The organism is Roseateles sp. GW821-FHT09G03, from assembly GCF_059416045.1.
This window is the reverse complement of the sequence record NZ_JBWKOK010000003.1, coordinates 456,610-481,888: the sequence shown is the minus strand read 5'-3', so window position 1 is coordinate 481,888 and position 25,279 is coordinate 456,610. Positions and strand designations below refer to the sequence as shown.

The following is a 25,279-nucleotide window of genomic DNA, read 5'->3' as shown; positions in this document are numbered from 1 at the left end:
GCTCAGAGGCGCTTCAGGCGCTCGATGAAGTTCTTGACGGCGGGACCGAACATCGCGTGCTCGGCGACCCAGGCGCGGTTGGCGGCACCGAGGCGATCGGCGTCGACCGAATGGCCCGCGACATCGCTCTGGCCGACCATCAGTTGCAGGCGATCGGCCAGCGTCGTCAGGTCGTCGCCGTCCTTCAGGATCAGGCCGTGACGGCCCAGCAGCTTCGCGTTCGGGTGCATCGCCGCATCGATGCTGGCGATGCCGCCGGTGCCCAGCACCTCGTCGTTGGCGGGCAGGTCGGACAGGATGGGCAGGCACTCATGCGCCATCGCCTCCAGGACGGAGACCGACACCGAGTCGCTTTGCGGCAGGCTCAGGAACCAGCGGGCCGGCGCGTAGCGGCGGCCCTGCGTGGTCGCATCGACACGCCCGATGAATTCGACGCGGTCCGCCAGGCCGAGTGACGCGACCTGCGCCACCATGGCGTCACGCAGCGAGCCGTCATTGCCGACGACCAGTCGCGCCTCGGGCTGCTTCGCGGCGATCGCGGCGAAGACCTCGATCACGCGATGCGGCCGGTAGATCGGCTCCAGCCCTCGGTTGGTGAAGAACAGCCAGGGCTGCTTGCGCAAGTTCTGCTTGGGCAGCTGCTCCAGCCCGAACGGGAAGGTCATCACCTCGGCCGCGCCGAGCTCGCGCATGCGGGCGCTCATGTGCTCGGAGTCGGAGGTCGTGATCGCGCAGGCCTTCAGCACCTGCGTCGTGAGCCAGCGGTAGGGCCAGCCCTGCTCGGGCGTGACGAGGATGTCGCTGCCCCAGGCGGAGCCGGCGATCTTCGCGCGCAGCTTCCAGCCGCGCCGCGCGGCCCAGGCCAGCGTGCCGTGCGAGGTCAGGTAGTGCGCGTGCAGCCAGTCGGCGTCGATCTTCTTGAGCCAGGCGCCGAGCGCCGGCAATTGCTTGAGCACGGCGATGTTGCCGCCTGCATGCGCGGGATCGGTGTTCAGCGCGAGGCGGCGGTCCTCGGGGATCAGGAACTGGAACTCGGGCGCGAAGCCGCGCGTGGACGCCGCCCACAGTTCGAGCTCGCGCTGCTGCGACAGCGCACGCGCCCATTTCAGCAGGTGGGGGCTCTCGCCGTCCCCGATCAGGACCAGTCTCATGCAGGCACTCCGTGCAGGGCGGGTCGCGGCGTCGAGCCGCGCACCAGCCACGCCAGATAGATGGCGAAATAGATCGGCAGCAGCACGGCGATGGCGGCCAGCGCCGTCGTCAGCGAACCGCCGTGGCTCAGCACCAGCGCCACGGGCAGCACGTACAGCGCGTTGCCGACCAGGCTGAAGACCAGCGCGCCGCGCTGGCGGCCGGTGACCATGGGGGTGACCGTCAGCGGCGCGGCGATGAAATGCGCCGCGACGTAGGGGGCGAGCCACCGGCCGTACTCGCCGGCGCGCGCCCAGTCCGCGCCGAGCAGCCAGCCGAACAGCGCGGGCCCGACGGCGATCAGCACGACCATGCAGGGCAGCGCGACCATCGCCAGCAGCTTGATGCCGCGCAGCAGGCGGGGACGCAGGTCGACGCCCCGCTGCCAGTCCCGGGCGAGCTCGCCGAGCAGGGCTTCGGACAACGCGCCGCCGACCAGCGTCGCCGGCGCCTTCACGAGGCGCACCATCAGCGCGTAGTAGCCGGCGGTTGCTGCGTCGGCCCAGGCGGCGATCATCGCGAGCACCAGCGTCTCCTGTGCCGCGTTGACGAAGGCATGCGGGCTGTTGAGCAGCGGGAACTGCTTGTAGCGCCAGCCCAGGCGACGCAGGTGGCGCCAGTGCCAGGTCTTGCCGGCCCGGTCCAGGCGTGTCGCACGGCGCCAGCGGGCGCCACGCCTCAGCAGCCACAGCGGCGCGAGCAGCGCGGCCAGGCTTTGCGACAGCACCAGCGCCGCAACACTGGCGAATCCGCCCAGCGCGGCCGCGGCCTGGGCCGCCGCCATCACGCTCTGCTGGAGCACCCGCGCTTGCGCGATCACGTCGATGCGGCCCTGCCGGTTGTTCCAGAGGCTCAGCGCCTGCTGCATGCCGGCCAGCGCCACCACCGGAGCGAGCATCAGCAGCCACGGGTCCAACTGATCGAGCGAAACCCAGCGCCCGCCGAGCTTCGCGTGATGCGCCATCAGCAGGTGCCAGGCGCCGGCGCCGACCGCGGTGAGCAGGCCCATGCCGAAGGCGATCCACAGCGCCAGCTGCAGCACCAGCGCAGCCTCGCCGTCGCGGCGCGGCAGGACGATGGCGAATTCGTAGCGCGCGTTGGCGATGGTCGCGAGGTTCGCGGCCAGCGCCACGAACAACGCCCAGTGGCCCAGCGCCTCCGCGCCGTACCAGCGCGTCAGCAGCGGCGCGATCAGCATCGGGATCGCCTGCGTGAACATCGAGGCGCCGGCGAGCTGCGCGAAGCGGCGGCGGACGGTCATGGGGACTTGCCCCCGTGGCGTTCCGCGATCGCGCGCACGGCGGCGCGTTGCGACGGGCTCAACCGCGCATGACGACCCAAAGGCAGGTTGAGCACCGTGCGCGCGGCGCGCTCACCGTTCAGGCACTCGCCTGCGGTGTAGCCGAAACGGCGGCTGCCGCGCGGATGGACGACGTCGTCGAACCAGGTGCCGCCGACGATGCCGACGTCCTCCAGTGCCGCGATCGCCGCATCGCGCGTCGCGGCATCGGGCAGCAGCAGCGGATAGCGCAGCAGCACGGCGCCGGGCGCGCGGACGGGCCACTCCCAGCCCGGCAGGTTCGTCAGCAGCGCGTCGTAGTCCGACGCCTGCGCACGGCGCAGCGCGTGGACCTCGTCGAAGCAGCGCGCCTGCATCAGTCCGATCGCCGCGCTCAACGGGTGCAGGCCGGCGCGGTAGTCGGGCTCCGTCTCGCCGGCGACCTCGCTGTCCGGCGTCTTCGCGACGACGCCGAGCATCCGCGACGGCGCCCGCAGCAGCGCGATCAGCGCCTGCAGCGCGGGGCGCGGCAGACTCATCGTCAGCCGGTGCCAGCACAGCGTCAGCAGTTGCTTGAAGACCGTCGAGGTCGTCGGCGCCCGCAGCGCCGGCATGCGCGCCGCGAAGCGTTCGCGCGACGCGGCGTCGTGGATCACCAGCGCGCCGCCGATGCCGGTGGTCAACGGCTTCGAATACTCGAAGCTGAAGAACGCCGCGTGCCCCAAGGTGCCGATCGTGCGGCCGATCGCGTCGGTGCTGCCCCAGGCGTGGGCGGCGTCCTCGATGAAGACCACGTCGGGATGCTTCGCCCGCAGCGCGTCCAGGCCCTCGGTGACGAGGCCGAAGTTGTGCGGCACGACGACGACGCGCGTCGCCGGTCCGATCTCGTTCGAGATCGCATCGGGCGTCGGATTGAAATCGTCCCGCGCGATGTCGACGTAGCGCACCGCGAGCCCGAGGTGCATGAACACGTTGGGCACCACGACGCAGGTGTAGCCCGGCAGCAGCACCTCCGAGCCGATCGGCAGGTCCAGCGACGCGGTGAACGCATGCAGCGCCGCGCGTCCGGTGCCGAAGAGGCGGACCTCGCCGGCCTGCGACGGATCCAGGCCGAGGCTGCGGGCGAACGCGGCGCGGAAGTCTTCGGCGCTGGCCTCGCCGCGGCGGAGCCAGTGCCAGAGCGCGCCGGGCAGGTCGCGCCAGCGCAGCGCGCCGGCGACGTGCCCCTTCACGGGCCGGTCGACGGCGGACGGGCCCCGTCGATCCGGTGGAGCGGCCGGGCCGGCACGCCGCCGTAGACCCAGCCGCTGGGCAGGTGGCCGCGCACCACCGCGTGCGCCGCGACGACGACGCCGTCGTCGATGAAGCTGCCCGGCAGCACCGTCACGCGGGCGCCGATGAACACATTGCTGCCGATCCGGATCTCGCCGCGCTTGTAGTGGTCGCGGAACAGGCCGGTGGCCGTCACCGCGTTGGATTCGCAGAACAGCATCAGGCCGGGGCCGATGGCGACGTCGTCGCCGATGCTCAGACGCTGGTCGCCGACCAGCAGGTAGCCGCCCGGCGCGATGTGGCTGCGCGCGCCGATCGTGAAGCGGCCCTCGCCGGTGGCGAGGATCTGGACGTCGCGGTACAGGATGGATCCCGCGCCCAGCATGCTGCCCGCGCCGCAACGCACGCGCGCGCCGGGATGGATCTGCGCCCGGGTGCCGACATCCAGGCCCAGCCACGCGGCGACCCGCGCGCGCATCCGGGCGCGGACTGCATCCAGCGTGTAGCCGATCAGCATCGGGGCGGTCAGGTCAACGCCGCCCGCAGGGCTGCGACGACCTGGTCCTGCTGCGCCTCGCTCAGGTCGGCGCTCATCGGCAGGCTCATCACGCGCCGCGCGGCGGCCTCGGCGTTGGGCAGTGGCGTCGCGACACGGCAGCGCTGCTCGTACGCCGGCTGGCGATGCAGCGGCTTCGGGTAGTGGACCGCCGTCGGGACGCCGGCCTGCTTCAGCGCTTCCGCGACCTCATCGCGCCGGTCGAGCTGCACGGTGAACTGCGCCCAGACGCAATCGCGATCCTCGCGCACCGCGAGGCGCTGCACCGGCAGCCCGGCAATCAGGCGCTGGTAACGCTCGCCGATCGCCAGGCGCTGCGCGATCTCCCAGTCGAATCGCTCCAGCTTGCCCAGCACCACGGCGCACTGCAACGTGTCCATGCGGCCGCCGACACCGACCCGCGTGTGCGTGTAGCGCTGGCTCTGGCCATGGATGCGGATCTCGCGCGCGGCCTGCGCCAGCGCGTCGTCGTCGGTGAACAGGGCGCCGCCGTCGCCGTAGCAGCCCAGCGGCTTGCTCGGGAAGAAGCTGGTCGCGCCCCAGGTCGACAGGCCGCAGCTCTTCATCCCCTTGTAGGAAGCGCCGAAGCTCTGCGCCGCGTCCTCGATGACGGGGATGTGGCCGTGCTTCGCCGCGACCGCGTTGATCGCGTCCATGTCGCAGACCTGACCGTAGAGGCTCACCGGCATGATCGCCTTGGTGCGCGGCGTGATGGCCGCCTCGATCAGCGACGCGTCGAGGTTGCAGCTGTCGGGCTCGACGTCGACCAGCACCGGCACGCCGCCCAGCAGCACGATGGTCTCGACCGTCGCGGCGAAGGTGAACGGCGTCGTGATGACCTCGTCGCCGGGCTGCAGGTCCAACGCCATCAGCGCGATCAGCAGCGCCTCGGTGCCGCTGGCGACGGTGATGCAGTGCTTCGTGCCGACGTAGGTCGCCAGCGCGGTCTCCAACTCCTTGACCTCGGGGCCCATGATGTACTGGCCGTGGTCCAGCACGCGCTGGATGCGGGCGTCGATCGTCGTCTTCAGCGCGGCGTACTGGGCCTTGAGATCGATGAAGGAAAGGCTCATGGCTGGGGATCCTGGGGCGTGACCAGCGTCAGCGTCTGGCCGTCGAGTTCATAGAGATCGCCGCCGGCCGGGCAGGTCGCACGACCGCGGCCGTCGACGGGCAGGTCGAGCTTCTCGCCGTGGCGGCTCATCCAGCCGATCTGTCGCGCCGGCACGCCGACCATCAGCGCATACGGCTTCACGTCGCCCTTGACGACGGCGCCGGCGCCGACGAAGGCGTATTCGCCGATCGTCGCGCCGCAGACCACGGTGCAGTTCGCGCCCAGCGTCGCGCCGCGCTTCACCAGCGTGCGGCGGTACTCGCTCTTGCGCGGCACCGCCGAGCGCGGGTTGTAGACATTGGTGAAGACCATGGACGGGCCGCAGAAGACGTCGTCCTCCAGCGTCACCGCGTCATAGACCGACACGTTGTTCTGGATCTTCACGTTGCGGCCGATCGTCACGTCGTTGCCGACGTAGACGCCCTGCCCCAGCGAGCACCCGTCGCCGACGCGCGCGCCGGCGCAGACGTGACTGAAGTGCCAGACCTTGGTGCCGTCGCCGAGCTGCGCGCCGTCGTCGACGACGGCCGAGGCGTGCTGCCAGAACGCCATGTCAGAACACCAGCGGCAGGCCGACGCGCTGGCCGTCGCGCGCGCTGCGGTAGCAGGCCACCAGCAGCTCCAGCGAGCGCAGGCCCTCGTAGCCGTCGACCTGGGCCTGCGCCTCGCCGCGCAGCGTCTGGATGACGTTGTCGTAGTACGCGGCGTGGCCGAAGCCGTAAACGCTCGTCGTCTCGTAGCTGGCGTTCTTCACCAGCTCGTCGTCGGGATGCGGCGTGTCGAAGGTCCAGTGCTCGATCTTGTTGACGGCGGTGCCGCCGATCTTGACCGTGCCCTTCTCGCCGAGGATGGTGATCGAGCCTTCCAGGTTCTGCGGATAGGTCAGCATCGTCACGTTGATGCTGGCCAGGCCGCCGTGGCGCAGGCGCAGGGCCAGCACGCCGGTGTCCTCGGCCTCGATGTCGCGGTCCAGCGTGGCGGTGTAGGCGTGCACGTTGTCCACCGGGCCCACCAGCCAGTCCAGCAGGTCGACGTAGTGGCTGGCCTGGTTCATGAAGGCGCCGCCGTCCATGTCCCAGCGGCCGCGCCAGCGGGCCGCGTCGTAGTAGCTCTGCGGGCGGGTCCAGAACACGTTGACCGTGCTCATGAAGATGCGGCCGAAGCGGCCTTCTTCCAGCGCCTTCTTCACCAGTTGCACGGTCGCGTTCAGGCGGTTCTGCTTGACGACGAAGAGCTTCACGCCGGCGTCGCGGCAGGCGCGGACCATGGCCTGGCCTTCCTCGAACTTCGTCGCCATCGGCTTCTCGCTGAGCACGTGGCGGCCGGCCTGGGCGCAGACGATGGCCTGCTGCGCATGCAGGCCGCTGGGCGTGGACAGCACGATCAGGTCGGCATCGGAGCCCGCCAGCAGCGCGTCCAGCGACGCGAAGCCGCGGTCCGCGGGCAGGCCGGTCTGGGCCAGCGCGGCGGCCACGGCCTCGGGGCGCGTGTCGCAGACGGCGACCAGCTCCGCGCGACCCTGATGCCGGGTCAGCGCGTCGACGTGATTCTTCGAAATTCGGCCGCAACCGACCAGGGCGACGCGGACCGGGCGGTCCAGGATGGGGAACTGAGGCATGGGGCGCGATTTTAAGAGCCTAAAATCGCGCCCTGCCTTTTTTGCAGCCCACGATGAGCCAGCCCCAAGACCCCCAGACCGGCACCGACACGCCGGCGCCCGCCCAAGACGAGAACAAGCTGATCGCCGAACGCCGCGAGAAACTCGCCGCCGTCCGCGAAAAAGCCAAGGCCAAGGGGGTCGCGGCCTTCCCCAACGACTTCAAACCGCAGCACCGCGCGCAGCCGCTGCAGGCCCGGTACGGCGAGCTCCCCAACGAAGAGCTCGAGCCGCAGGCCGTCGCGGTGACGGTGGCCGGCCGCATGATGCTCAAGCGCATCATGGGCAAGGCGAGCTTCGCCTCGCTGCAGGACGCCACCGGCGCGATCCAGCTGTTCCTGTCCAAGGACGCGCTGGGCGAAGAGGTCTATGCCGACTTCAAGCACTTCGACCTGGGCGACATCCTGGGCGCGGAGGGCACGCTCTTCCGCACCCGCACCGGCGAACTGTCGGTCAAGGTCACGACGCTGCGCCTGCTGACCAAGTCGCTGCGTCCGCTGCCGGACAAGTTCCACGGCATGGCCGACCAGGAGCAGAAGTACCGTCAGCGCTACGCCGACCTGATCTCCGACGGCAAGGCGCGCGACCGCTTCGTGGCGCGTTCCAAGGCCGTATCGTCGATCCGCTCGTACATGGTCGAGAACGGCTTCCTGGAAGTCGAGACGCCCATGCTGCACCCGATCCCGGGCGGCGCGAACGCCAAGCCCTTCATCACGCACCACAACGCGCTGGACCAGGAGATGTACCTGCGCATCGCGCCGGAGCTCTACCTGAAGCGCCTGGTGGTGGGCGGTTTCGAGCGCGTCTTCGAGATCAACCGCAACTTCCGCAACGAGGGGATCAGTGTCCGGCACAACCCCGAGTTCACGATGATGGAGTTCTACGCGGCGTTCTGGACCCACCAGGAGGTCATGAGCTTCACCGAGGAGGTGATCCGCCACGCCGCGCGCGCCGCCACCGGCAGCGCGCTGGTGACCTACGCCGGCAAGCCAGTCGACCTGGAGAAGCCGTTCACGCGCCTCTCCGTGCGTCAGTCGCTGATCGTGCACGCGGGCGTGACCGAAGCCGAAGCCGATGACGCCGAGGTCCTGCGCGCCAAGCTCAAGGAACTCGGCGAGGAAGCGCCCAAGCATTGGGGCCTGTCGGCGCTGCAGTTCGGCCTGTTCGAGGCCGCGGTCGAAGAGAAACTCTGGGAGCCGACCTTCATCGTCGACTACCCGGTCGAGGTCTCGCCGCTGGCGCGCGCCTCGGATGCGGATCCGACGATCACGGAGCGTTTCGAGCTCTTCATCACCGGCCGCGAGTACGCCAACGGCTTCTCCGAGCTGAACGATGCCGAGGACCAGGCCGCGCGTTTCCAGTCGCAGGTCGCCAACAAGGATGCGGGTGACGAGGAGGCGATGTTCTTTGATGCCGACTTCATCCGCGCCTTGGAGTACGGCATGCCCCCGACGGGTGGCTGCGGCATCGGCATCGACCGTCTGATGATGCTGATCACCGACAGCCCGTCGATCCGCGACGTGATCCTCTTCCCGGCGCTGCGTCGCGAAGGCTGAGCGTCAAACGCCCATGCAAAAGGGACACCCTCGGGTGTCCCTTTTCTTTTGGCTCCCCCTGGCCGGCCGGTGCATCCGGCAGTGTCGAGGGGGAAGCGTTGGCCTTACTTGGCCGAAGCGCCTTCAGTCGTCGCGCCCTTCTTGGCGGCGGTCTTGACGGCAGCCTTCTTGGCGGCGATCTGGGCCGAGGTCGGCGCGTTGAGGCCGTTCTCCAGCGAGCCGACGCCCGCTTGTTCGGCGCTCAGCGCGCCGATTTCGCCGGATTCGCGAGCGGCTTGCAGCTCGGCGATGACTTCGGCGCGGGTCTTCTGGACCGGTTCGGCGGCGAAGGTGGCGCCGGCGGTCAGGAAGGCGGCGGCAATCAGGGTGGTCTTGATCAGGGTGTTCATGGCGGGCTCCTAGTCGGTTCGTTGCACCGGACTCCGCACTCCGCGTCGTCCATGGGTTGAACTCTAGGCGCCGCCGCCTAGGGGAAACACTAGGCAATCTGGAAAGATCCGTTCACGGATTGTCAACAATCCCCCAACCGCACACTTAGCGTACAGCGGTCGGAATCAAGGATTGTTTCAAAAAGAAGCTGCCTAGGCAGGGACCGCAGCCGTCTCTGGACTGATCCTGGAACGGTTGGCCCCCACCTGCCCAGCGTCACTGGTGCTTGAACGCCGGCGCGCGCTTCGCCAGGAAGGCATCCATGCCTTCGCGCTGGTCGTCGGAGCCGAACAGCGCATGGAAGTAGCGGCGCTCGATCGCGACGCCGTCGGTCAGCGGCCCCTGGTAGGCCAGGTTGACCAGCTCCTTGATCAGCATCGTCGACGGGCCGCTGAAGCCGTTGATCGTCTCCGCCGCCGTCAGCGCCTCGGCCATCAACTGCTCCGCCGGCACCACGCGCGACACCAGTCCGGCACGCTCCGCCTCGGCCGCATCCATCATGCGGGCGGTCAGCAGCATGTCCATCGCCTTGCTCTTGCTGACCGCGCGCGGCAGGCGCTGCGTGCCGCCCGCGCCGGGGATGATGCCCAGCTTGATCTCCGGTTGGCCGAAGCGCGCCGTCTCCGCCGCGATGATGAAGTCGCACATCATCGCCAGCTCGCAACCGCCGCCCAGGGCAAAACCTGCCACCGCGCCGATCACCGGCTTGCGCACCTGCAGGATGGTTTCCCAGTTTTTCGAGATCAGCCCGCTCTTGAACGCCGACATGAAGGTGTGCGGCGCCATCGTCGGGATGTCCGCGCCCGCCGCGAAGGCGCGCTCGCTGCCGGTCAGCACGATGCAGCCGATGCCGTCGTCCGCGTCGAAGACCAGCAGCGCGCGGCCCAGTTCGTCCATCAACGGGTCGCTCAGCGCGTTCAGCTGTTTCGGGCGGTTCAGCCGGATCACTCCGGTCTTGCGGTCACCGGTGCCGGCGACCTCCACCAGGATGTTCTCGAACGTCACGCCGGTCAGGGCTGCAATCATGGGATGTCTCCTTGAACTCGAATGGCGGCAACTATAGAGGCGCAAGCAGACGGAGAGGTCCGCTCGCCCTGACGCTCAGCGGCTCGTGGCCGACGCCGACGGGGCCGGCTGAGCCGGCGCCAGCGCCTGCTTCGGCGCCGACTTCAGCACCAGGTCGATGTGCGTGCGCGCATCCTTCGGCCGGTTCTGCCAGATCCGCACCCGCACCGGCAGGTACTGCAGCGACGGCGCCAGCCAGAACTCCGCCTGCATGTCGCCGCGGGTGTCTTCCATGTCCATGTCGGAGTCCACGTGCCACGCCGGGATCTGGCCCAGCGGCGTCGCGACGTCCTCCATCCCGCGCACCTTGTAGCGCCACAGGTGCACGTTGCGCGGCAATGCCAGCGGTTGCTGGATCAGCAGATCGCCCTGCGCGGCCTGGCGGCCGGTCAGGAACAGCCAGGTGAACTGCACGAACTGGCTGGCCGCATCCTGCGTGCCATCGGGCACCGGCGCGCGACGGCCATTGGCCAGGCGCACACCGCCCAGGTCGAAGAGCAGCGTCGACTGACGGCTCCCGCCCGCGAGCCCGCCGGTCACCTCGTCGAAACGCTTCGGGGCCAGGCCCAGCGGCGTGATCTCGCCGTCGCTGCTCATCCGGCGCGACATCAGGGGCGCGATCTTCGGGCCGATCCAGGCTTCGAGGTGGACCTGGTAGTGCGCGCCGTCCCGCAGCCATTGCACGCGGGCATCGCCGTAGATGGGGCCGCGGAAATCGCCGGTCAGCTGGTAGTCGAGTTCCGTCGACAGCGGCCATTCGATGCCCGGCGTCCACTCGCCGGCCGCGTCGGACACGGCGAGCGCCGGCGGCATCGCCAGCGCCTGCAGTTCAGGCGGCGGCTCGCTGGCGGCCGGATCGCGCGGCAAGGGCGCCGGGCCTTCGCCGAGCGCCGGCATCGATTCGATGTGCGGGGGCGGCGTGCCCTGCGGTCCGTCCTTGGGCGGCGTGGTCGCCGGCGATGGCGGCGGGGCCGGCGCCAGTTCCCGGATGAAGGCCGCCTGCAGCCGCTCCGGCTCTGGGATCGCCGGCGCCCACTCGTCGTGGAGCTGACGGGCGCCGCTCAACAGCCAGAGATGCGCGCCGATCACGGCACCCGTGAGCGCGGCCAGCGCCACGTGATGCCGGCGGACGGCGCGCGCCGCGTCGCGCCAGCGGCGCGGGTCGGCCAGCCGCCCCAAGCCCGCACGCGTCCATGCCAGCACCACCGACATCCCGCGGCCGACCGCCCGGCCGGCGTCCCGGATTTGCCGGAGCTCGAGGGCGAGCCGCCGTCTCAGCCACCCAGCCATGCGCGCCGCAGGCTTTGCGCGCGCGCCGGCGCCTTGTCGAGCAGGCCCAGGCAGACCGGCCGCGCGGCGCTGTCCTGCGTCGGCAGGGTCAGGGCGAGCGTCAGCATCCGCTGGTCACGCGTCACCAGCAGTTCCAGCCGTTGCGGGTCGATGTGGTTCAGCGTCAGCGGCAGGTCTTCGAACTTGCGCACGCGCCAGCCGTTGCAGGCGACGATCTCGTCCCCCGCGCTCAGTCCCGCGGCCAGCCCGGCGCTGTCGAGCAGCACGTTCTTGACGGTCACGATGCCGTCGTTCTCCGTCACCCGCAGCCCCAGGCGCTGCGCCAGCGTCGGCTTGTCCAGGCACCAGCGCACCCCGACGCGTTCCAGCAGCTGCGGCAGCGGCAGGTCCTCCGTGCCGTGCACCCAGGTCGACAACGTCTGCGCGATCGCCTCGCCGCCGATGTCGACCAGCTTCTGCAGGATCTTCGCCTCGCTGACCGGACCGCCGCCGGTGTCCTTCCACAGGCCGCGCATCAGGTCGTCCACGGACTGCGGCTTCTCGCACTTCTCCGCGCCGCGCAGCGACAGGTCCAGGGCCAGCGCCACCAGCGAGCCCTTGGCGTAGTAGCTGACGACCGCGTTGGGCGTGTTCTCGTCCTGGCGGTAGTACTTGGTCCAGGCCTCGAGACTGGACCGCGCCACGCTCTGGTGCTTGCGGCCCGGCGCACCCAGCACCTGCGTGAGGGTGCCGGCGATCAGCTTCAGGTAGCGGGCCTCGTCGATCAGGCCGGCGCGGACCAGGAACAGGTCGTCGTAGTACGAGGTGAAGCCCTCGAAGAACCACAGCAGCTCGGTGTAGTTCTCCTGCTCGTAGTCGTAGCGCTCGAACACGTCCGGCCGCAGCCGCTTCACGTTCCAGGTGTGGAAGTACTCGTGGCTGATCAGGCCGAGCAGCTTCACGTAGCCGTCGCTGGTCTCGGACTGCCCCAGGCGCGGCAGGTCGCGCCGCGCCGCGATCAGCGCGGTGCTGGCGCGGTGCTCGAGGCCGCCGTAGCCGTCGTCGGTGCAGTTGAGCAGGAACACGTAGCGCGACATCGGCGGCTTGCTCTTGCCGCAGTGCCAGAAGGCGATCTGCGTTTCGCAGATCTTCTGCGCGTCGCGCAGCAGCCGTTCGCCGTCGAAGATCGGCAGCGCGCCGGACACGACCAGTTCGTGCGGCACGCCGCCGGCGACGAATTCACCGCGCCAGAACGGGCCCAGCTCGAACGGATGGTCGGCGAGTTCGTCGTAGTCGGCGGCCTCGAACTGCAGCGGGGCGTCCTCGACCGGGGCCATCGCCGTGGCGACGTCCCAGCCCTCGGGCAGGCCGGTCAGCTCGACGCGGTGCGGCAGGTCGTCCTTGCCGTGCGCGCGCAGGCACAGGCTGGTCGCGTTGAAGAAGCCGCGCTGCGCGTCCAGGAAGGCGGCGCGCACGGAGGTGTCGAAGGCGTAGACCGAGTAGCTGATGACCAGCGCGCCACGGCCGGCGCACTCGAATTCCCAGCGGTTCTTCGCCGTCTGGGTCACGAGGACCTCGCGCTGGCCCTGGCGTGCCGTCACGGCGCCGAGGTGGCGCGAGAACTCGCGCACCAGGTAGCTGCCCGGGATCCAGACCGGCAGGCTCAAGGCCTGGCGCGGCTCGGGCGCCGGCACGGTCAGCGTGACCTCGAAGCGATGCGCGTGCAGGTCGGCGACGGCGATGCGGTAATGGATCGTGGGGCGAGCGGTCATGAGGAACAGCCTACCAAGCCCGGCGCGCGCGTGGTGCGCGATTGGGCGGTTCTCGTTCAAGTGACCCGGGCCAGGGTTCGTCCGGATCGACGCCCCTGCGGGTTCTGGGGAATCAGGTCCCCTGGGCGGCGATGAAGCAGCTGAGCGCCGCCACGGCGCTCAGCCGGAAGCGCAGCGTCAGCCACGCCGAGGCGCCCAGCGACGGGTACAGCTTGCGGTCGGCGATGTAGCAGGCGATCAGCAGGAAACCCTCGATCACCAGCCCCGCGTACGGGGGCATCGTCGAGGCGATCCAGGCCAGCAGCGCCGGCACGATGCCCCAGATGAAGGGCGCGGGCGACGGGATGGTCTGGCGCATGCCCAGGCCCCAGTGGATCGCCCCCAGGAACGTGATGACGATGGCCGCGTAGCGCGACAGGCCGTCGGTGACGTAGGGATGCGCGTCCTCCCGCACCAGCCAGACCAGCGCCGCGCCGAGCACGAACGGGATCAGGCCGGCATAACCCAGCCGCGCGGCGATCGGGTTGACGGAGGCCGAGGCGGCGTGCACCGGGGCGGCGTGGTGGGGCGTGCGGTCGCTCATGGGGCTCGATCGGGATCAGGACTGCTTCTGGGATTCAGGATTTCTTCTGCGTCTTGTCCGCTTCCTGGATCGCCTGGAAGCGTTGCTCGAGCTGCTGCGGGCTGATCGCGCCCGGAGCGCGGGTGCCGTTCTCGAACAGGATGGCGGGCGTGCCGTTGACGCGGATCTTCTGGCTCAGGGCCAGGTTGCGCTGGATGGCGGAGCTGTCGCATTTCGGATCCGCCGGGCCCGTCATCGCGCCGTCGATCATCCAGTTGCGCCAGGCGACGGTGTTGTCCTTGGCGCACCACATGGTGCGCGACTTCTCCGGCGAGTCGCCGCCGAGGATGGGGATCACGAAGGTGTAGACGGTGATGTTGTCGACTTCCTGCAGCGACTTCTCGAAGCGCTTGCAGTAGCCGCAGTTCGGGTCGGCGAAGACGGCGATGCGGCGCTTGCCGTCGCCCTTCTTCCAGACGATCGCGTCCTTGAGCGGCAGCGAGGCGAAGTCGATCGCGGTGAGCTTCTCGACGCGCTCCTGGGTGATGTTCTTGCGGTTCTTCAGGTCGAGGATCTCGCCCTCGACGAGGTACTGGCCGGCGGCGTCGGTGTAGCGGATCTCGCTGCCGATGCGGACTTCCCACAGGCCGGCGATCGGGCTGGGGCGGACCTCATCGATCTTGATCTCCTTGGGCATCACCGCGGCGAGGTTCTTGCGGATGGTGTCCTCGTTGGCCTGGGCCGAGCAACCGTACAGGCCGAGCGCGGCCAGCGAGGCGACCAGCGCAAGGGTCTTGCGGGAGAGCGAGGGGAACAGCGTGGACATCATGTGAACTTTCGAGGGCTTTCAGGTGAACGGATGACACCGTTCAGTGGCCGAGCGCGCGCGCCGTGAGCCATTTCTTGAGCGGGCCGGCGCGATCGACCAGGCGCAGGCCCTCGTTGCGGAGCCGGGCGAGCACCGGCGCCTGGCTGGCGAAGCCGCGCAGCAGACCGTCGGTCAGTTCGCCCATGGCCCAGGTCGGAGCAATGCGGGCGCGGGCGTAGCGGCGCAGCAGCTTGTCGTCACCGAGACCGCGCCAGGATTCGCGGCGCGTGATGACGTCGACCAGCGCCTCCACGTCGGCCAGACCGAGGTTGAGGCCTTGCCCCGCCAGCGGATGGACCAGGTGGGCGGCGTCGCCGAGCAACACCCATCCGGGGCCGCACAGCGCGTCGGCGCGGCACAGCTGCAGCGGCCAGGACTGGCGCTCGCCGGCGAGCTTCAGCGAGCCGGCGGCACCGCCGGTGGCTTCCAGCAGGGCGGATTCGAATTCGGCCGGACCGGCGGCCAGCAGGCGGCGGGCTTCGTCTTTGGGCAGCGACCAGACCAGGCCGTAGCTGTGGCCGGGCTCCGGGCGGTCGAAGGGCAGCAGCGCCAGCACGTCCGGCGAGCGGAACCACTGCCAGGCCTGGCCCTGATGCGGCTTGCTGGCGATCAGCCGCGTGGCGACGCCCAGGTGGCCGTAGTCGTGGCGCTCGTAGTGCACCCCGAATTCCTGCGCGGCGCCGGTGTCACGGCCTTCGCACAGGGCCTGCAGCGTGGCGGGGACAGGCTCGGTCACGCGCTGCACATGCGGGGAGAAACGCAGCGCGGCGTCGAGCTGGTCCTCGAGCGCGGCGGCGTCGACGATGTGGGCGAGCTCGCCCGCGCCCTGCTGCCAGGCGCTGAAGTGCAGCTCCGCGCCGGCGCGGTCGCCGTGGATGCGCATGTCGTGCACGGGGGTGCGGGCGTCCTCGGCGAGGCCTTCCCAGACACGCAGCCGGGTGAGCAGCGCGACGGAGGCGGCATTGAGCGCATAGGCGCGGACGTCCGCGGAGGACGGCGCGGTGGTCGGCCGGGCCAGCAACGCCACGCGCAGGCCGCGGGCGCCGAGCGCCAGGGCCAGGCTGCGACCGACGCAGCCGTTGCCGCGCACCAGGACATCGAACTTTTCCATGGACGGCGATTGTAGGCAGGGGCCATGGGGCGGTCCCGGGCGGGCCTCCAGACGGTGCCGACCACCCGATGGGCGACGGGGCCGGCGCCGGGCACGGCCGCAGGAACAGCAGCGGGCACGGCAGCGGGTTGGTGGCGGGATCGAAGGCTGAATCGGCGACGGGAGCGGCGCTTGACTAAAATGCCGGTTTCGCCCGCGCGCTGCCGCAGGCCACTCCAGCTTCCAGCATTTCCCCCGAAAGCCAACCATGAGCCTCAAATGCGGCATCGTGGGCCTGCCCAATGTCGGCAAGTCCACCCTCTTCAACGCGCTGACCAAGGCCGGCATCGCCGCCGAGAACTATCCCTTCTGCACGATCGAGCCGAACGTCGGCATCGTCGAGCTGCCCGATCCGCGCCTGGGGAAGCTGGCGGAGATCGTGAAGCCGGAGCGCATCGTGCCGGCGATCGTCGAGTTCGTGGACATCGCGGGTCTGGTGGCGGGCGCGTCCAAGGGTGAAGGCCTGGGCAACCAGTTCCTGTCGCACATCCGCGAGACGGACGCGATCGTGAACGTGGTGCGCTGCTTCGAGGATCCGAACGTGATCCACGTCAACGGCAAGGTGGACCCGATCTCCGACATCGAGGTGATCCAGACCGAGCTGTGCCTGGCGGACCTGGGGACGGTGGAGAAGAGCCTGCACCGCTACAACAAGGTGGCGCGCGCGGGCGACAAGGACGCGGCGGCGCTGGTGAAGGTGCTGGAGAAGTGCCAGGTCGCGCTGGACCAGGCCAAGCCGGTGCGGTCGATCGACTTCAGCAAGGAAGAGCTGGTCATCCTGAAGCCGCTGTGCCTGATCACGGCCAAGCCGGCGATGTTCGTGGGCAACGTGGCGGAAGACGGATTCGAGAACAACCCCTTCCTGGACCGCCTGAAGGAATACGCCGCGGGCCAGAACGCGCCGGTGGTGGCGATCTGCGCGAAGACCGAGGCCGAGCTGTCGGAGATGGAAGACGAGGACCGCGCGATGTTCCTGGCCGAGATGGGCCAGGACGAGCCGGGTCTGAACCGCCTGATCCGCGCCGGCTTCAAGCTGCTGGGCCTGCAGACCTACTTCACGGCGGGCGTGAAGGAAGTGCGCGCGTGGACGATCCACGTCGGCGACACGGCGCCGCAGGCGGCGGGCGTGATCCACACCGACTTCGAACGCGGCTTCATCCGCGCGCAGACGATCGCCTTCGACGACTTCATCCAGTTCAAGGGTGAACAGGCGGCCAAGGACGCCGGCAAGATGCGCGCGGAAGGCAAGGACTACATCGTCAAGGACGGCGATGTGTTGAACTTCCTGTTCAACGTCTGACCGCCCTTTCCCGATACCCAAGACGCCCGCGCCAGCGGGCGTTTTTCATTGAGCCGAGCGCTTGCGTTGCTCAATGCGCCTCTTGCAGTTCCGCCACCAGTTCGCCTTTGCTCTTCCCCACAAGCTCGGCTCGCTTGAGCTTCAGCTTCTCCAACATGAAGTTGTGACTCAGTTCGAAGCTGGCGAGCAGGGACGTCCAATTCATGACGTACAGCTTCAGGTTGGGGTTGTCCTCGATCAGGCCAAGGTCTCCCCGCACAACATTGCCGTGGAGGCGACTCCTGATTCGACTGTCTTTCGAAGAGATCCTGCGGCCGACCAGGATGAGTTCGAAATGCATCAGCTCTGAATCGAAGTCGGCCATCGATTTGATGATCTCGGCGTAATCCTCCAACTGACGCAGGTGCTTCTTGTTGAGCGAGATGGCCGGTCGCTTCATTTCGATGACGACGAACTTGTAGATCTGACGGCCCAGAGAATCGATGGACGGAAACTTGCGAGCGAGGAAGAGGTCCGGTTGGCGTTTCGCCGCGACCAGATCGTCCACGCAATCAACGTCCTCTTCGTCCAACTCCGGGCGCCCGACCACCCTGTCGCGGATCGCCTTCGCGATCTTGGTGAAGCTGTCATCCTCCGCTCCCAGCGTTTCGTATCGAGGCCCGAACAGCCAGGTGTTGTTCTCGATGATCCGCTGCAGGTCCGGCGTCTCAAGCACATCGCGATAGTGCTCCGTCATCAGATGCCTCAGCTTCTGCACCGCGAGCTCGCGCCGCTGCAAGACCTCGATGGACGCGGCGATGTTCTCCATGGATGAGCGGCGGAGGTGCCCGGCAAGCCGAGCCGTTGCTACCGGATCCAGATCCAGCGCGCCGTTCAGCACATCGATCAACGCATCGTTTTCGCTCGATACCGCCAGGCGATCCAGCAATCGGATGAGCACCTTGACCTGCTTCTCGCTACCGCCATCGAACAGTCGCGGGTCGGCGATGTAGATCTGCCGCACCATTTCTCGGGCGTGTTGCAGACGCCAGGCTCGCTCGCCCTCATCGAGGTCCTCAAGCAACGGGAAGTAGCCGTTGCGTTCGAACCGCTGAACCGCCGCCTCGGCCCTCTCGGTAAGCTCATTCGTCCCCATCGCCTCATCACCTTCAAAGATCACAACAGCGATCATTAAAGGCCTGTCTGGGGGGTGCGGAATTCAGGCGCCGAAGTGCCCGTTGCGCACACGCCGCAGGTGCGGCGTCAGACTTTGCAGAGTTGCGGCGCGCGATGACCTGGATAGGTCGGTTGTGACAGCACCGGACCGACCGGCAGTCGAAGCGAATCAGCCTGGGAACGCCCTGTTCAAGCGGCGGGGCGCGCGGATCTGAGACCGGCCCCGGCGATCAGCGAGCCCACGGCCACCAGCGCCGCCCCCGTCCAGAAGATGATAGGCAGAGGCGCGCTCAGCAGCACCGACGCGAACAGCGCCGACATCAGCGGCGTGCCGTTCGCCGCGAGGCCGAGCACGTGGATGTTCCCGCGCAGCACGCCGATGTTCCAGAACAGGTAGGCGAGCGTCACCGCCGCGCTCGCGAGCGCGACCTGGATGACGACATGCGTCGACCAGTTCATCGGCGGACGCTCCGCATCGAGCGCGTGCACGATCCAGAAGCCGGCCGCGCTGAGCGCCATGAAGAACCAGAGCGCGTTCTTGCCTTGGGACATGTGCTTCGTGCAGACGCTGTAGAGGGCCCACACGATCGCGCCGATGAACGCGAGGCCGTAGCTGAGCGGATTCGACGCCGCGTTGTGGAAGAAGCGGCCGAGCGACAGTCCGTCCGGCGGCGAGGACGCCGTGATCACCCCCGTGAGGGCCAGCCCCAATCCCGCGAGCATCAACACGTTCAGCCGCTTGCGATCGGCGATCGCGGAACACAGCACGGTGAGACTCGGCCAGAGGTAGTTGACCATGCCGACCTCGATCGCCTCGTGGCGCGAGCGCGCGAATCCGAGCGCCAGCACGAAGCACAGCTCGTACCCGACGAACAGCGCGGCGCCGAGCCAGAGATAGCGACGCGGCAGCTCGCGCAGCGACGTGCGTGTGGGCAGGAGCAGCAGCGCGGACACCGTGAACAGGACGGCGGGGGCGCCAGTCCGGCCGAGGAACTCGATCGTGCTGCGCGTGACCCCGACGGTGGTGCTCCAGAACAGGATGGCCACGAGACCCAGCAGCGTGGCGCCCTTCGACAGGTCAGACTTCGACATTCATGCTTTCGTGCAGGGCAAGGTTCTGGGCGACGTTTCTGGCGAATCTTCCGGGAGGCATGCCCACGTGCCGTGTGAACGCCACGCCGAACGGGCCGACGGCGCTGTAGCCGACGCGTTCGGCGATCTCCGCGATCGACAGCTCGCGTTGCCGCAGCCATTGTTTGGCCAGCGCCATGCGCCACGCGAGCAGGTAGGCCATCGGTGCGACGCCCACCGCACGGCTGAAGCGCTCGAAGAAGGCGGAGCGCGACATCGACGCCTCCTTCGCGAGCTCGACGACGGTCCACGGCAGCGCGGGCGATTCATGCATGCGCCGCAGGGCCTGCGCCAGTTTCGGATCGGCCAGGCCGCGCACGAGGCCCGGCGACTCCGCCGTGCTGGCCGTCGAGCGGAAAGCCTCGATCAGCAGCACCTCCAGCAGGCGCGACATGACGATCTCGCGCGCCGGCCGATGCGCGCGCGATTCGTCTCCGACCAATTGAACGAGCGTCGACAGGCGGCTCTCTCCGCGCACGTGAACCCATTGCGGCAGCAGCGATACCAGCAGCTCCGCGTCCGGCGAGCCGAGGACGCAGTTTCCGACGAGCATCCTCATGTCCACCGCCCCATTCGGATCGCCGATGCGCGCGCCGCCGGGCATGGGCGCGATCGGCGTCGTGACGGGCTCGCCCTCGCGCGGCGGCTGGCGATCGAGGCTGGAGGTCGCGAAATTGCGCGCGGCGGGAAGCAACACGAAATCGCCCTGGTGCACCGTGATCGTCTCGCTGCGCGTGGGCCCGTCGATCGTCAGCTGACAGGAGCCCTCGAGCGCGACGAAGTAGAACGGCCGGCCCGTCTCGCTGCGGCGCACGGCCCACGGCGCCGAGGCCACCACGAGCTTGGAGAACGGCGCCTGCGGCCGCAGCAGGGAAACGACTTCCGCCAACGGGTCGACCATCTGGACGATCTCGACAAAGGAATGGACTTCGCAGTGTAGCCAGTCCGGCGGTCCTTCCCTATCGTCCGGACATCCCCTACCGAAGGAGTTCCTGATGTCCCGCACTTCCACCGTCCTGATCACCGGCTGCTCGTCGGGCTTCGGCCTCGAGACCGCGCGCTTCTTCCTCGACAAGGGCTGGCGCGTCGTCGCGACGATGCGCTCGCCGCGCGAGGACTTGCTGCCGCGCTCCGAGCTGCTGCGCGTGCTGCCGCTCGATGTCACCGATGCCGACAGCATCCGCCAATGCCTGTGGGACGCCGGTCCGATCGATGCCTTGGTGAACAACGCCGGCGTCGGCCTGCTGTCGCCGCTGGAGGCCGTCGACATGGCCAACGCCCGCGCGCTCTACGAGACCAATGTGCTCGGCACCATCGCCATGACGCAGGCCGTGCTGCCGCAGTTCCGCGAGCGCCGCGCCGGCGTGGTGGTGAACGTCACGTCGAGCGTGACGCTGAGGTCGCTGCCGCTGCTCTCGGTCTACACCGGCAGCAAGGCGGCGGTGAATGCGTTCACCGAGTCGCTCGCGCTGGAGCTCGAGCCCTTCAACATCCGCGCGCGGCTCGTGCTGCCGGGCCGATCGCCCGGCACGAGCTTCGGCGACAACGCGCGCAAGCTGATGAGCGACAGCGTGCCGGAGGCCTACATGGCGTTCCGCGATCGCGTCTTCGCCGCGGTGCGCGATGCATCGACGCCGGTGACCCACGCGCAGGACGTGGCCGAGGCCGTCTGGCGCGCCGTCACGGATCCGCAGGCGCCGATGCGGATTCCGGCGGGGGCGGATGCGGTGGCGTTGGCGGAGACCTTGGCAGGCGCTTGATCCGCCCCTGCCTCTCTTTCGCCCGGAGCAACGTCCTGCTGCTGCGTTGTTCCGGGCATCGTCAATCTTGATGATGCGTCGCGACCACCCCCTGTCCAGAATCCGCGCGCCCTCATCTCGCTCAAAGGCGCCCGACGATGCCCGCTACCAGCACCGACCTCTCCCTCCTGGCCGACCTCCTGTTCCCGATCCAGATCGGCAAGGGCAGTCCGCCGGCGGATCCCAACGATGCGCAGTACGCGTGGCACCTGATCGCCGAAGGCGACTCGTGGTTCTCGATCGGCGGGATCCCCTCCTCGAACCTGTTGAACGACATGCGGCTCCCGCGCTGGACCCAGATCCTCAGCATCGCCGAGCCTGGCGACACGATCAAGCGCATGTCCGACATCGTCGAGAACCCGGACTTCAGGAAGTTCGTCGCCAAGCCGAACTTCAGCTATGCGTTCCACGGCCTGCTGCTGAGCGCCGGCGGCAACGACCTCATCGACAACGCGGCGAAGGTCATCGTCTCGAAGCTTCCCAAGGGGCTCTCCGCCGAGGATCCGGCCAGCTACATCGACTGGTCCGTCCTGAACGCGGTGCTCGACGGCATCCGCAAGGACATCGGCACGCTGCACGCCCTGTGGCGGTCGCCCAAGAGCAAGAGCGCGGACAGCCCGATCTTCCTGCACACCTATGACTACGCCACGCCGCGCAATGCGCCCACGATGTTCTTCGGGGCGAAGAAGCTGACCGGTCCCTGGATCTTCAAGGCCTTCGCCAAGAGCGGCCTGGCGCTGTCCGTCACCATGCAGCAACGCGTCACCGACCTGATGTTCGACGCGCTGGCCGAGGCGCTGCTGAGCCTGGACCAGGCGTCCACCACCGGCCAGGCGTTGACGGGTGTCCATGTGGTGGACACGCGCAATACGCTGGTCCGCGCCAACCCGGCCGAGATCGGCAACAGCAACGATTGGCTCAACGAGATCCACCCGAACGCCGGGGGCTACCGGAAGATCGCCGCGCGACTGAGCGCCAAGGTGGCGGAAGTCCTGTCGGCATGATGCGGCCCGGCCGGGGCGGCCGTCATCACTTCCCGACCTGATACACCTTCACGTAGTCGACCTCATACCCGATCGGGAAGATCCTGTCGTCGATCTCGCCGCCGAGGTCGCCGCCGATCGCGAGGTTGAGGATCAGGAACTGCGGCTTGTCGAACGGCCATTGCGCCGTTCCTTTCCCCAGGTTCGGATAGGCCGCGTGCACCTGGCCGTCGATGCCGAAGCGGATCTCCTTCGGCGTCCACAGCATCTGGTAGTTGTGGAACTCGCCGCAGGCCGTGGCGAGCTTGCGCCCGTCGCCCACGCCATGGCCGCCGTGCCCCGACGTCGTGTGCACCGTGCTGAAGACCCAGTCCGGCTTCTGCCCCATGTGCTCGAGGATGTCGAGTTCCCCCGACGCCGGCCAGTCGCCCTGGCTGCCCAGCATCCAGATCGCCGGCCACGTGCCCTGGCCGCAGGGCAGCTTCGCGCGGATCTCGAAGTAGCCGTAGGTCCACTCGGCCTTGCCCTTCGTGATCAGCCGCGTGGAGGTGTACTTCTGCCCGCCCCAGTCGGCCTGCGACGACAGCGACTCCTTGCGCGCCGTGATCACCAGGCGGCCGTCCTTCAGCGCGGCGTTCTCCGCGCGCGGGCCTGAGTAGTACTGCTTCTCGCGGTTGTGCCAGCCCTGCTTGTTCATGCCGGTGTCGTAGGCCCACTTCGATTCGTCGGGCAGCGCGCCCTTGTCGAATTCATCGGACCACACCAGCGCGTACCCCGCCGGCAGTCCGATCGGACCGGTCGCCGCGCCGCCCTTCCCCGTCGCCGTCTGCGCCTGCGCGAACGCCGCGCCGCTGTCGATCGCGAGGGCCGCCAGCAGCGGCAGCGCCGCCCAGCGACGCGTCAGTCGTTGCTTCATGAACCAGGTCTCCGTGTCTGTGGTTGATCAGCGCTTCGCGCGCCGCTCCAGCAGCTGCTCGGCATCCGCCAGCGCCGCCTTGATCGTCTTCTGTCCGCGCAGCACCTTGTCGAGCTCGGTCTGCACGACCTCCTCCGCGAACTTGGCCTGCTTGTGCACCGGCAGCGCCGTGATGCGCAGCGCGTCGTCGCGCCACAGCAGCCGCGCGCGCTGTCCGCCGAGGAAGTCCACCGGCTCGCTGAAAAACGGGTCGTCGTGGACGTCCCGCAGCGCGGGGAACGCGTCGTAGGACTTGAAGGCCTGCAATTGCCGCTGCGGGTCCAGCGTCATCATCTGGATGAAGCGCCACGCCAGCAGCTTGCGCGACGGCGCCGACTTGCGCGCGATCGCATAGAAGGTGCCGCCATACGGCGCGTGCGAGCCACCGGGCAGCGACGCCGCGCGCCACAGCCCCTTGGTCTCGGGCGCGACGAACGCGTTGAGCTGACCCACGAGCCAGGCGCCCGACAGTTCCGTCGCCAGCCGGCCCTGCTTGAAGCCGGCGCCCCAGTCGTTCGACCACGCTGGCACCTTCGCATCGAGTCCCTTCTGACGCGCGCGCAACGAGACCTCGAACGCACGCTCGAAGCGCGGCGAGTTCACCAGCACGCGGGACTCCGTGTCGAAGTAGATGCCCTCGCCCGGCTTCAGGCCGTCGGCGATCAGGATGTCCTTGATCTCCTGCACGTTGGCGATCAGGTACGCCCCGGTGCGGGCCTTGATGCGCTCGCCGGTCGCGACATAGCTGTCCCAGCTGCGCGTCAGTTCCTCCGGCGCAACGCCGGCGCGATCGATGATGTCCTTGCGATACAGCATCGTGCCGGGACCGATGTCCGCGGGCACGGCGACCACCGCGCCGCTGCGCGCCACGGCCTGGTCGTAGGCATAGGGCACCAGCCGTTGCCGGTAGGCCTCGATGCCGAACGGCGCCTGCCGCAGGTCGTCCAGCCCGCCGCCCTGCGCGAAGCGGCCCACGAAGCTCGACTCCAGCGCCATCACGTCCGGCAGCCCCACCGCCGTCGACAGCGCGGTCGTCATCGCCGTGTGGTGGTCGGTGTACTGGCGCATCAGGATGCGCAGCTCCACGTCGGGATGCATCGCCTGCCACGCGGGGATTGCCGCCTTGGCGATCTCGTCCATCAGCGGGAAGGCCGCGATCGTCAGCACCTCGCGCGTCTGCGCCAGCGCCGGCACGACCAGCACGCCCGACCACGCCGGCGCCGTCATCGCCGCGAGCATGCCGCGACGGGTGAGCCCCGGGCGGCCGCGACCGGCGCGGCCGCTCCGTCCGCCCTGTCCATGGTCCGCGCTCAAAAGTCGATCTCCATCGTCATGACCGTGCCTTCGCTCAGCGAGCCGCCGGTCGGCGGACGCAGGTAGACGCCGAAGCGCGACGCCAACCCCGGCCAGCGCTGCGCGCTGAGCGCCGCGATGGCCGTGGCGATGCCGGATTGCGCCTCGCCGGTGTCCGGATCGACGTCGGGCACGACGCAGCGCTCGCAGGGCGCCGCGTGCGTCATGCGACGCCACCAGCCCTCGCCGTCCCGCCAGACCAGCTGCATCAGGTGTTCCTCGATGAACGGCACCAGCGCCTCCTGCATGCCGCGCAGGACGACGTTGGGCCGCAGCCGTCGCACGTCGACGCGGGCGAGTCCGTCCGCCGCCAGGCGCTCGTTGAGCTCGACCACCGACCCCGTGGAGACCGCATGCAGCGCGTTCGGTGCCGTCGCCAGCGCGGCGCCCCGGTCGAGCTTCACGAGACGGAGGTCCTGCCCGGTGATCTCGCGCAGGAACTGCGCCGCCACGGCGCCCGCATCCCGGCCGCGATGGCTCACCATGCGGCGTTCCTCCGGATTCCAGATCAAGGCGTAGGTTGCCGCGCCTTCCGCCTCACGCGCCACGCGCAGGGGTTGCTGCCCCAGCGCGCAAAGCAGCAACGCGTCATCCAGCAGCTTGGGCTGCAGCAGCGCCAGCTTCGGGTGCGAGCCGAGCCAGGCCAGCTCGCCGCGCGCGTCGACGACGATCCACTCGCGGTCGCCGACGATCCGCCCGTCCTCGTCGAAGCGCAGGTCCGACACACGCACCCCGGCGCAGGACTTCACCGGATACACGTACAGCGCGTCGACACAGGCATACGCCGTGGAGGACATCGGGGAGGACGTCCCCGAGCGGTCACCGTGGAGGGCGTCCATGGCGGCGAGGGCGGAGTGCCGGTC

24 protein-coding genes are annotated in these 25,279 nt (G+C 69.1%); 4 read left to right on the top strand and 20 right to left on the bottom strand.

From position 1 onward, the window contains the following. Positions 1–2 precede the first annotated feature (2 nt). The 7 genes from AC07OZ_RS14320 to AC07OZ_RS14290 are packed head-to-tail and all read right to left on the bottom strand — an operon-like array spanning position 3 to position 7,030. Positions 3–1,151 carry a glycosyltransferase family 4 protein gene (locus AC07OZ_RS14320; protein WP_495467763.1) on the bottom strand — a complete coding sequence of 383 codons (1,149 nt, stop codon included), beginning with the start codon at positions 1,149–1,151 and terminating at the stop codon, positions 3–5. Next, positions 1,148–2,452: a lipopolysaccharide biosynthesis protein gene (locus tag AC07OZ_RS14315; protein WP_495467762.1), complete on the bottom strand. Its 1,305-nt coding sequence runs from the start codon at positions 2,450–2,452 to the stop codon at positions 1,148–1,150. The genes AC07OZ_RS14320 and AC07OZ_RS14315 overlap by 4 nt, the downstream gene beginning before the upstream one ends. Next, the gene (locus tag AC07OZ_RS14310; protein WP_495467761.1) at positions 2,449–3,702 is read right to left on the bottom strand and encodes a DegT/DnrJ/EryC1/StrS family aminotransferase; all 1,254 of its coding nucleotides are present in this window, start codon (positions 3,700–3,702) and stop codon (positions 2,449–2,451) included. Before AC07OZ_RS14310 ends, AC07OZ_RS14315 begins: the two co-directional genes overlap by 4 nt. Further along, positions 3,699–4,259 (bottom strand): acyltransferase, encoded by a 561-nt coding sequence (locus AC07OZ_RS14305; RefSeq protein WP_495467760.1) that lies wholly within the window; start codon positions 4,257–4,259, stop codon positions 3,699–3,701. The genes AC07OZ_RS14310 and AC07OZ_RS14305 overlap by 4 nt, the downstream gene beginning before the upstream one ends. An 8-nt stretch (positions 4,260–4,267) precedes the next feature. Then, entirely contained in the window at positions 4,268–5,371 is a 1,104-nt protein-coding gene (locus AC07OZ_RS14300) for a DegT/DnrJ/EryC1/StrS family aminotransferase (RefSeq protein ID WP_495467759.1), read from the bottom strand. Next, positions 5,368–5,964 (bottom strand): acyltransferase, encoded by a 597-nt coding sequence (locus AC07OZ_RS14295; protein WP_495467758.1) that lies wholly within the window; start codon positions 5,962–5,964, stop codon positions 5,368–5,370. The genes AC07OZ_RS14300 and AC07OZ_RS14295 overlap by 4 nt, the downstream gene beginning before the upstream one ends. Before the next feature lies 1 nt (position 5,965). Then, a complete protein-coding gene (locus AC07OZ_RS14290; RefSeq protein WP_495467757.1) occupies positions 5,966–7,030 on the bottom strand; it encodes a Gfo/Idh/MocA family protein in 1,065 nt (354 codons plus the stop codon). A 53-nt stretch (positions 7,031–7,083) separates the two neighbouring features. Here AC07OZ_RS14290 and lysS point away from each other — a divergent pair, with 53 nt between their 5' ends. Then, positions 7,084–8,625, top strand: coding sequence for a lysine--tRNA ligase (gene lysS, locus AC07OZ_RS14285; RefSeq protein WP_495467756.1), 1,542 nt, complete (start codon positions 7,084–7,086; stop codon positions 8,623–8,625). Positions 8,626–8,729: 104 nt separating this feature from the next. On the opposite strand, the gene AC07OZ_RS14280 is transcribed toward lysS, so the two are convergent. The 7 genes from AC07OZ_RS14280 to AC07OZ_RS14250 all read right to left on the bottom strand — a co-directional run bounded on the left by AC07OZ_RS14280 (position 8,730) and on the right by AC07OZ_RS14250 (position 15,701). After that, on the bottom strand, positions 8,730–9,014 hold the full coding sequence (locus tag AC07OZ_RS14280; RefSeq protein WP_495467755.1) for a DUF4148 domain-containing protein: 285 nt from the start codon (positions 9,012–9,014) through the stop codon (positions 8,730–8,732). A 256-nt stretch (positions 9,015–9,270) separates the two neighbouring features. After that, positions 9,271–10,059: an enoyl-CoA hydratase gene (locus tag AC07OZ_RS14275; protein WP_495467985.1), complete on the bottom strand. Its 789-nt coding sequence runs from the start codon at positions 10,057–10,059 to the stop codon at positions 9,271–9,273. A 96-nt stretch (positions 10,060–10,155) separates the two neighbouring features. Beyond that, positions 10,156–11,322, bottom strand: a complete 1,167-nt coding sequence (locus AC07OZ_RS14270; RefSeq protein WP_495467754.1) for a DUF3108 domain-containing protein — start codon at positions 11,320–11,322, stop codon at positions 10,156–10,158. A gap of 71 nt (positions 11,323–11,393) precedes the next feature. Then, on the bottom strand, positions 11,394–13,160 hold the full coding sequence (locus AC07OZ_RS14265; protein ID WP_495467753.1) for a M61 family metallopeptidase: 1,767 nt from the start codon (positions 13,158–13,160) through the stop codon (positions 11,394–11,396). Between the two features lie 112 nt (positions 13,161–13,272). Next, positions 13,273–13,743: a DUF3429 domain-containing protein gene (locus tag AC07OZ_RS14260; RefSeq protein ID WP_495467752.1), complete on the bottom strand. Its 471-nt coding sequence runs from the start codon at positions 13,741–13,743 to the stop codon at positions 13,273–13,275. Between the two features lie 34 nt (positions 13,744–13,777). After that, a complete protein-coding gene (locus tag AC07OZ_RS14255; RefSeq protein WP_495467751.1) occupies positions 13,778–14,551 on the bottom strand; it encodes a DsbC family protein in 774 nt (257 codons plus the stop codon). 40 nt (positions 14,552–14,591) lie between these two features. Further along, on the bottom strand, positions 14,592–15,701 hold the full coding sequence (locus AC07OZ_RS14250; RefSeq protein ID WP_495467750.1) for an FAD-dependent monooxygenase: 1,110 nt from the start codon (positions 15,699–15,701) through the stop codon (positions 14,592–14,594). A gap of 247 nt (positions 15,702–15,948) precedes the next feature. On the opposite strand from AC07OZ_RS14250, the gene ychF reads away from it, so the two are divergent. Then, a complete protein-coding gene (gene ychF / locus AC07OZ_RS14245) occupies positions 15,949–17,040 on the top strand; it encodes a redox-regulated ATPase YchF (protein ID WP_495467749.1) in 1,092 nt (363 codons plus the stop codon). 70 nt (positions 17,041–17,110) lie between these two features. Here the strand turns inward: ychF and AC07OZ_RS14240 are convergent, their stop codons facing one another. From AC07OZ_RS14240 to AC07OZ_RS14230, 3 genes are all read right to left on the bottom strand, one after another. After that, a complete protein-coding gene (locus tag AC07OZ_RS14240) occupies positions 17,111–18,211 on the bottom strand; it encodes a hypothetical protein (protein ID WP_495467748.1) in 1,101 nt (366 codons plus the stop codon). A gap of 173 nt (positions 18,212–18,384) precedes the next feature. After that, the gene (yddG, locus tag AC07OZ_RS14235) at positions 18,385–19,287 is read right to left on the bottom strand and encodes an aromatic amino acid DMT transporter YddG (RefSeq protein WP_495467747.1); all 903 of its coding nucleotides are present in this window, start codon (positions 19,285–19,287) and stop codon (positions 18,385–18,387) included. Beyond that, positions 19,274–20,227, bottom strand: coding sequence for an AraC family transcriptional regulator (locus AC07OZ_RS14230; RefSeq protein ID WP_495467746.1), 954 nt, complete (start codon positions 20,225–20,227; stop codon positions 19,274–19,276). The genes yddG and AC07OZ_RS14230 overlap by 14 nt, the downstream gene beginning before the upstream one ends. A gap of 94 nt (positions 20,228–20,321) precedes the next feature. On the opposite strand from AC07OZ_RS14230, the gene AC07OZ_RS14225 reads away from it, so the two are divergent. Together AC07OZ_RS14225 and AC07OZ_RS14220 are read left to right on the top strand one after the other, a co-directional pair. After that, the gene (locus AC07OZ_RS14225; protein ID WP_495467745.1) at positions 20,322–21,086 is read left to right on the top strand and encodes an SDR family oxidoreductase; all 765 of its coding nucleotides are present in this window, start codon (positions 20,322–20,324) and stop codon (positions 21,084–21,086) included. Positions 21,087–21,223: 137 nt separating this feature from the next. Beyond that, complete coding sequence (locus tag AC07OZ_RS14220) at positions 21,224–22,129, top strand: hypothetical protein (RefSeq protein WP_495467744.1); 906 nt, start codon at positions 21,224–21,226, stop codon at positions 22,127–22,129. A 25-nt stretch (positions 22,130–22,154) separates the two neighbouring features. Here AC07OZ_RS14220 and AC07OZ_RS14215 read toward each other — a convergent pair whose 3' ends face one another. From AC07OZ_RS14215 to AC07OZ_RS14205, 3 genes are read right to left on the bottom strand one after another with little or no spacing between them, the layout of a single operon-like run. Further along, positions 22,155–23,024 (bottom strand): glycoside hydrolase family 16 protein, encoded by an 870-nt coding sequence (locus AC07OZ_RS14215; RefSeq protein WP_495467743.1) that lies wholly within the window; start codon positions 23,022–23,024, stop codon positions 22,155–22,157. 27 nt (positions 23,025–23,051) lie between these two features. Then, a complete protein-coding gene (locus AC07OZ_RS14210; RefSeq protein WP_495467742.1) occupies positions 23,052–24,377 on the bottom strand; it encodes an extracellular solute-binding protein in 1,326 nt (441 codons plus the stop codon). After that, on the bottom strand, positions 24,374–25,255 hold the full coding sequence (locus AC07OZ_RS14205; RefSeq protein ID WP_495467741.1) for an MOSC domain-containing protein: 882 nt from the start codon (positions 25,253–25,255) through the stop codon (positions 24,374–24,376). Before AC07OZ_RS14205 ends, AC07OZ_RS14210 begins: the two co-directional genes overlap by 4 nt. Positions 25,256–25,279: the final 24 nt, after the last annotated feature.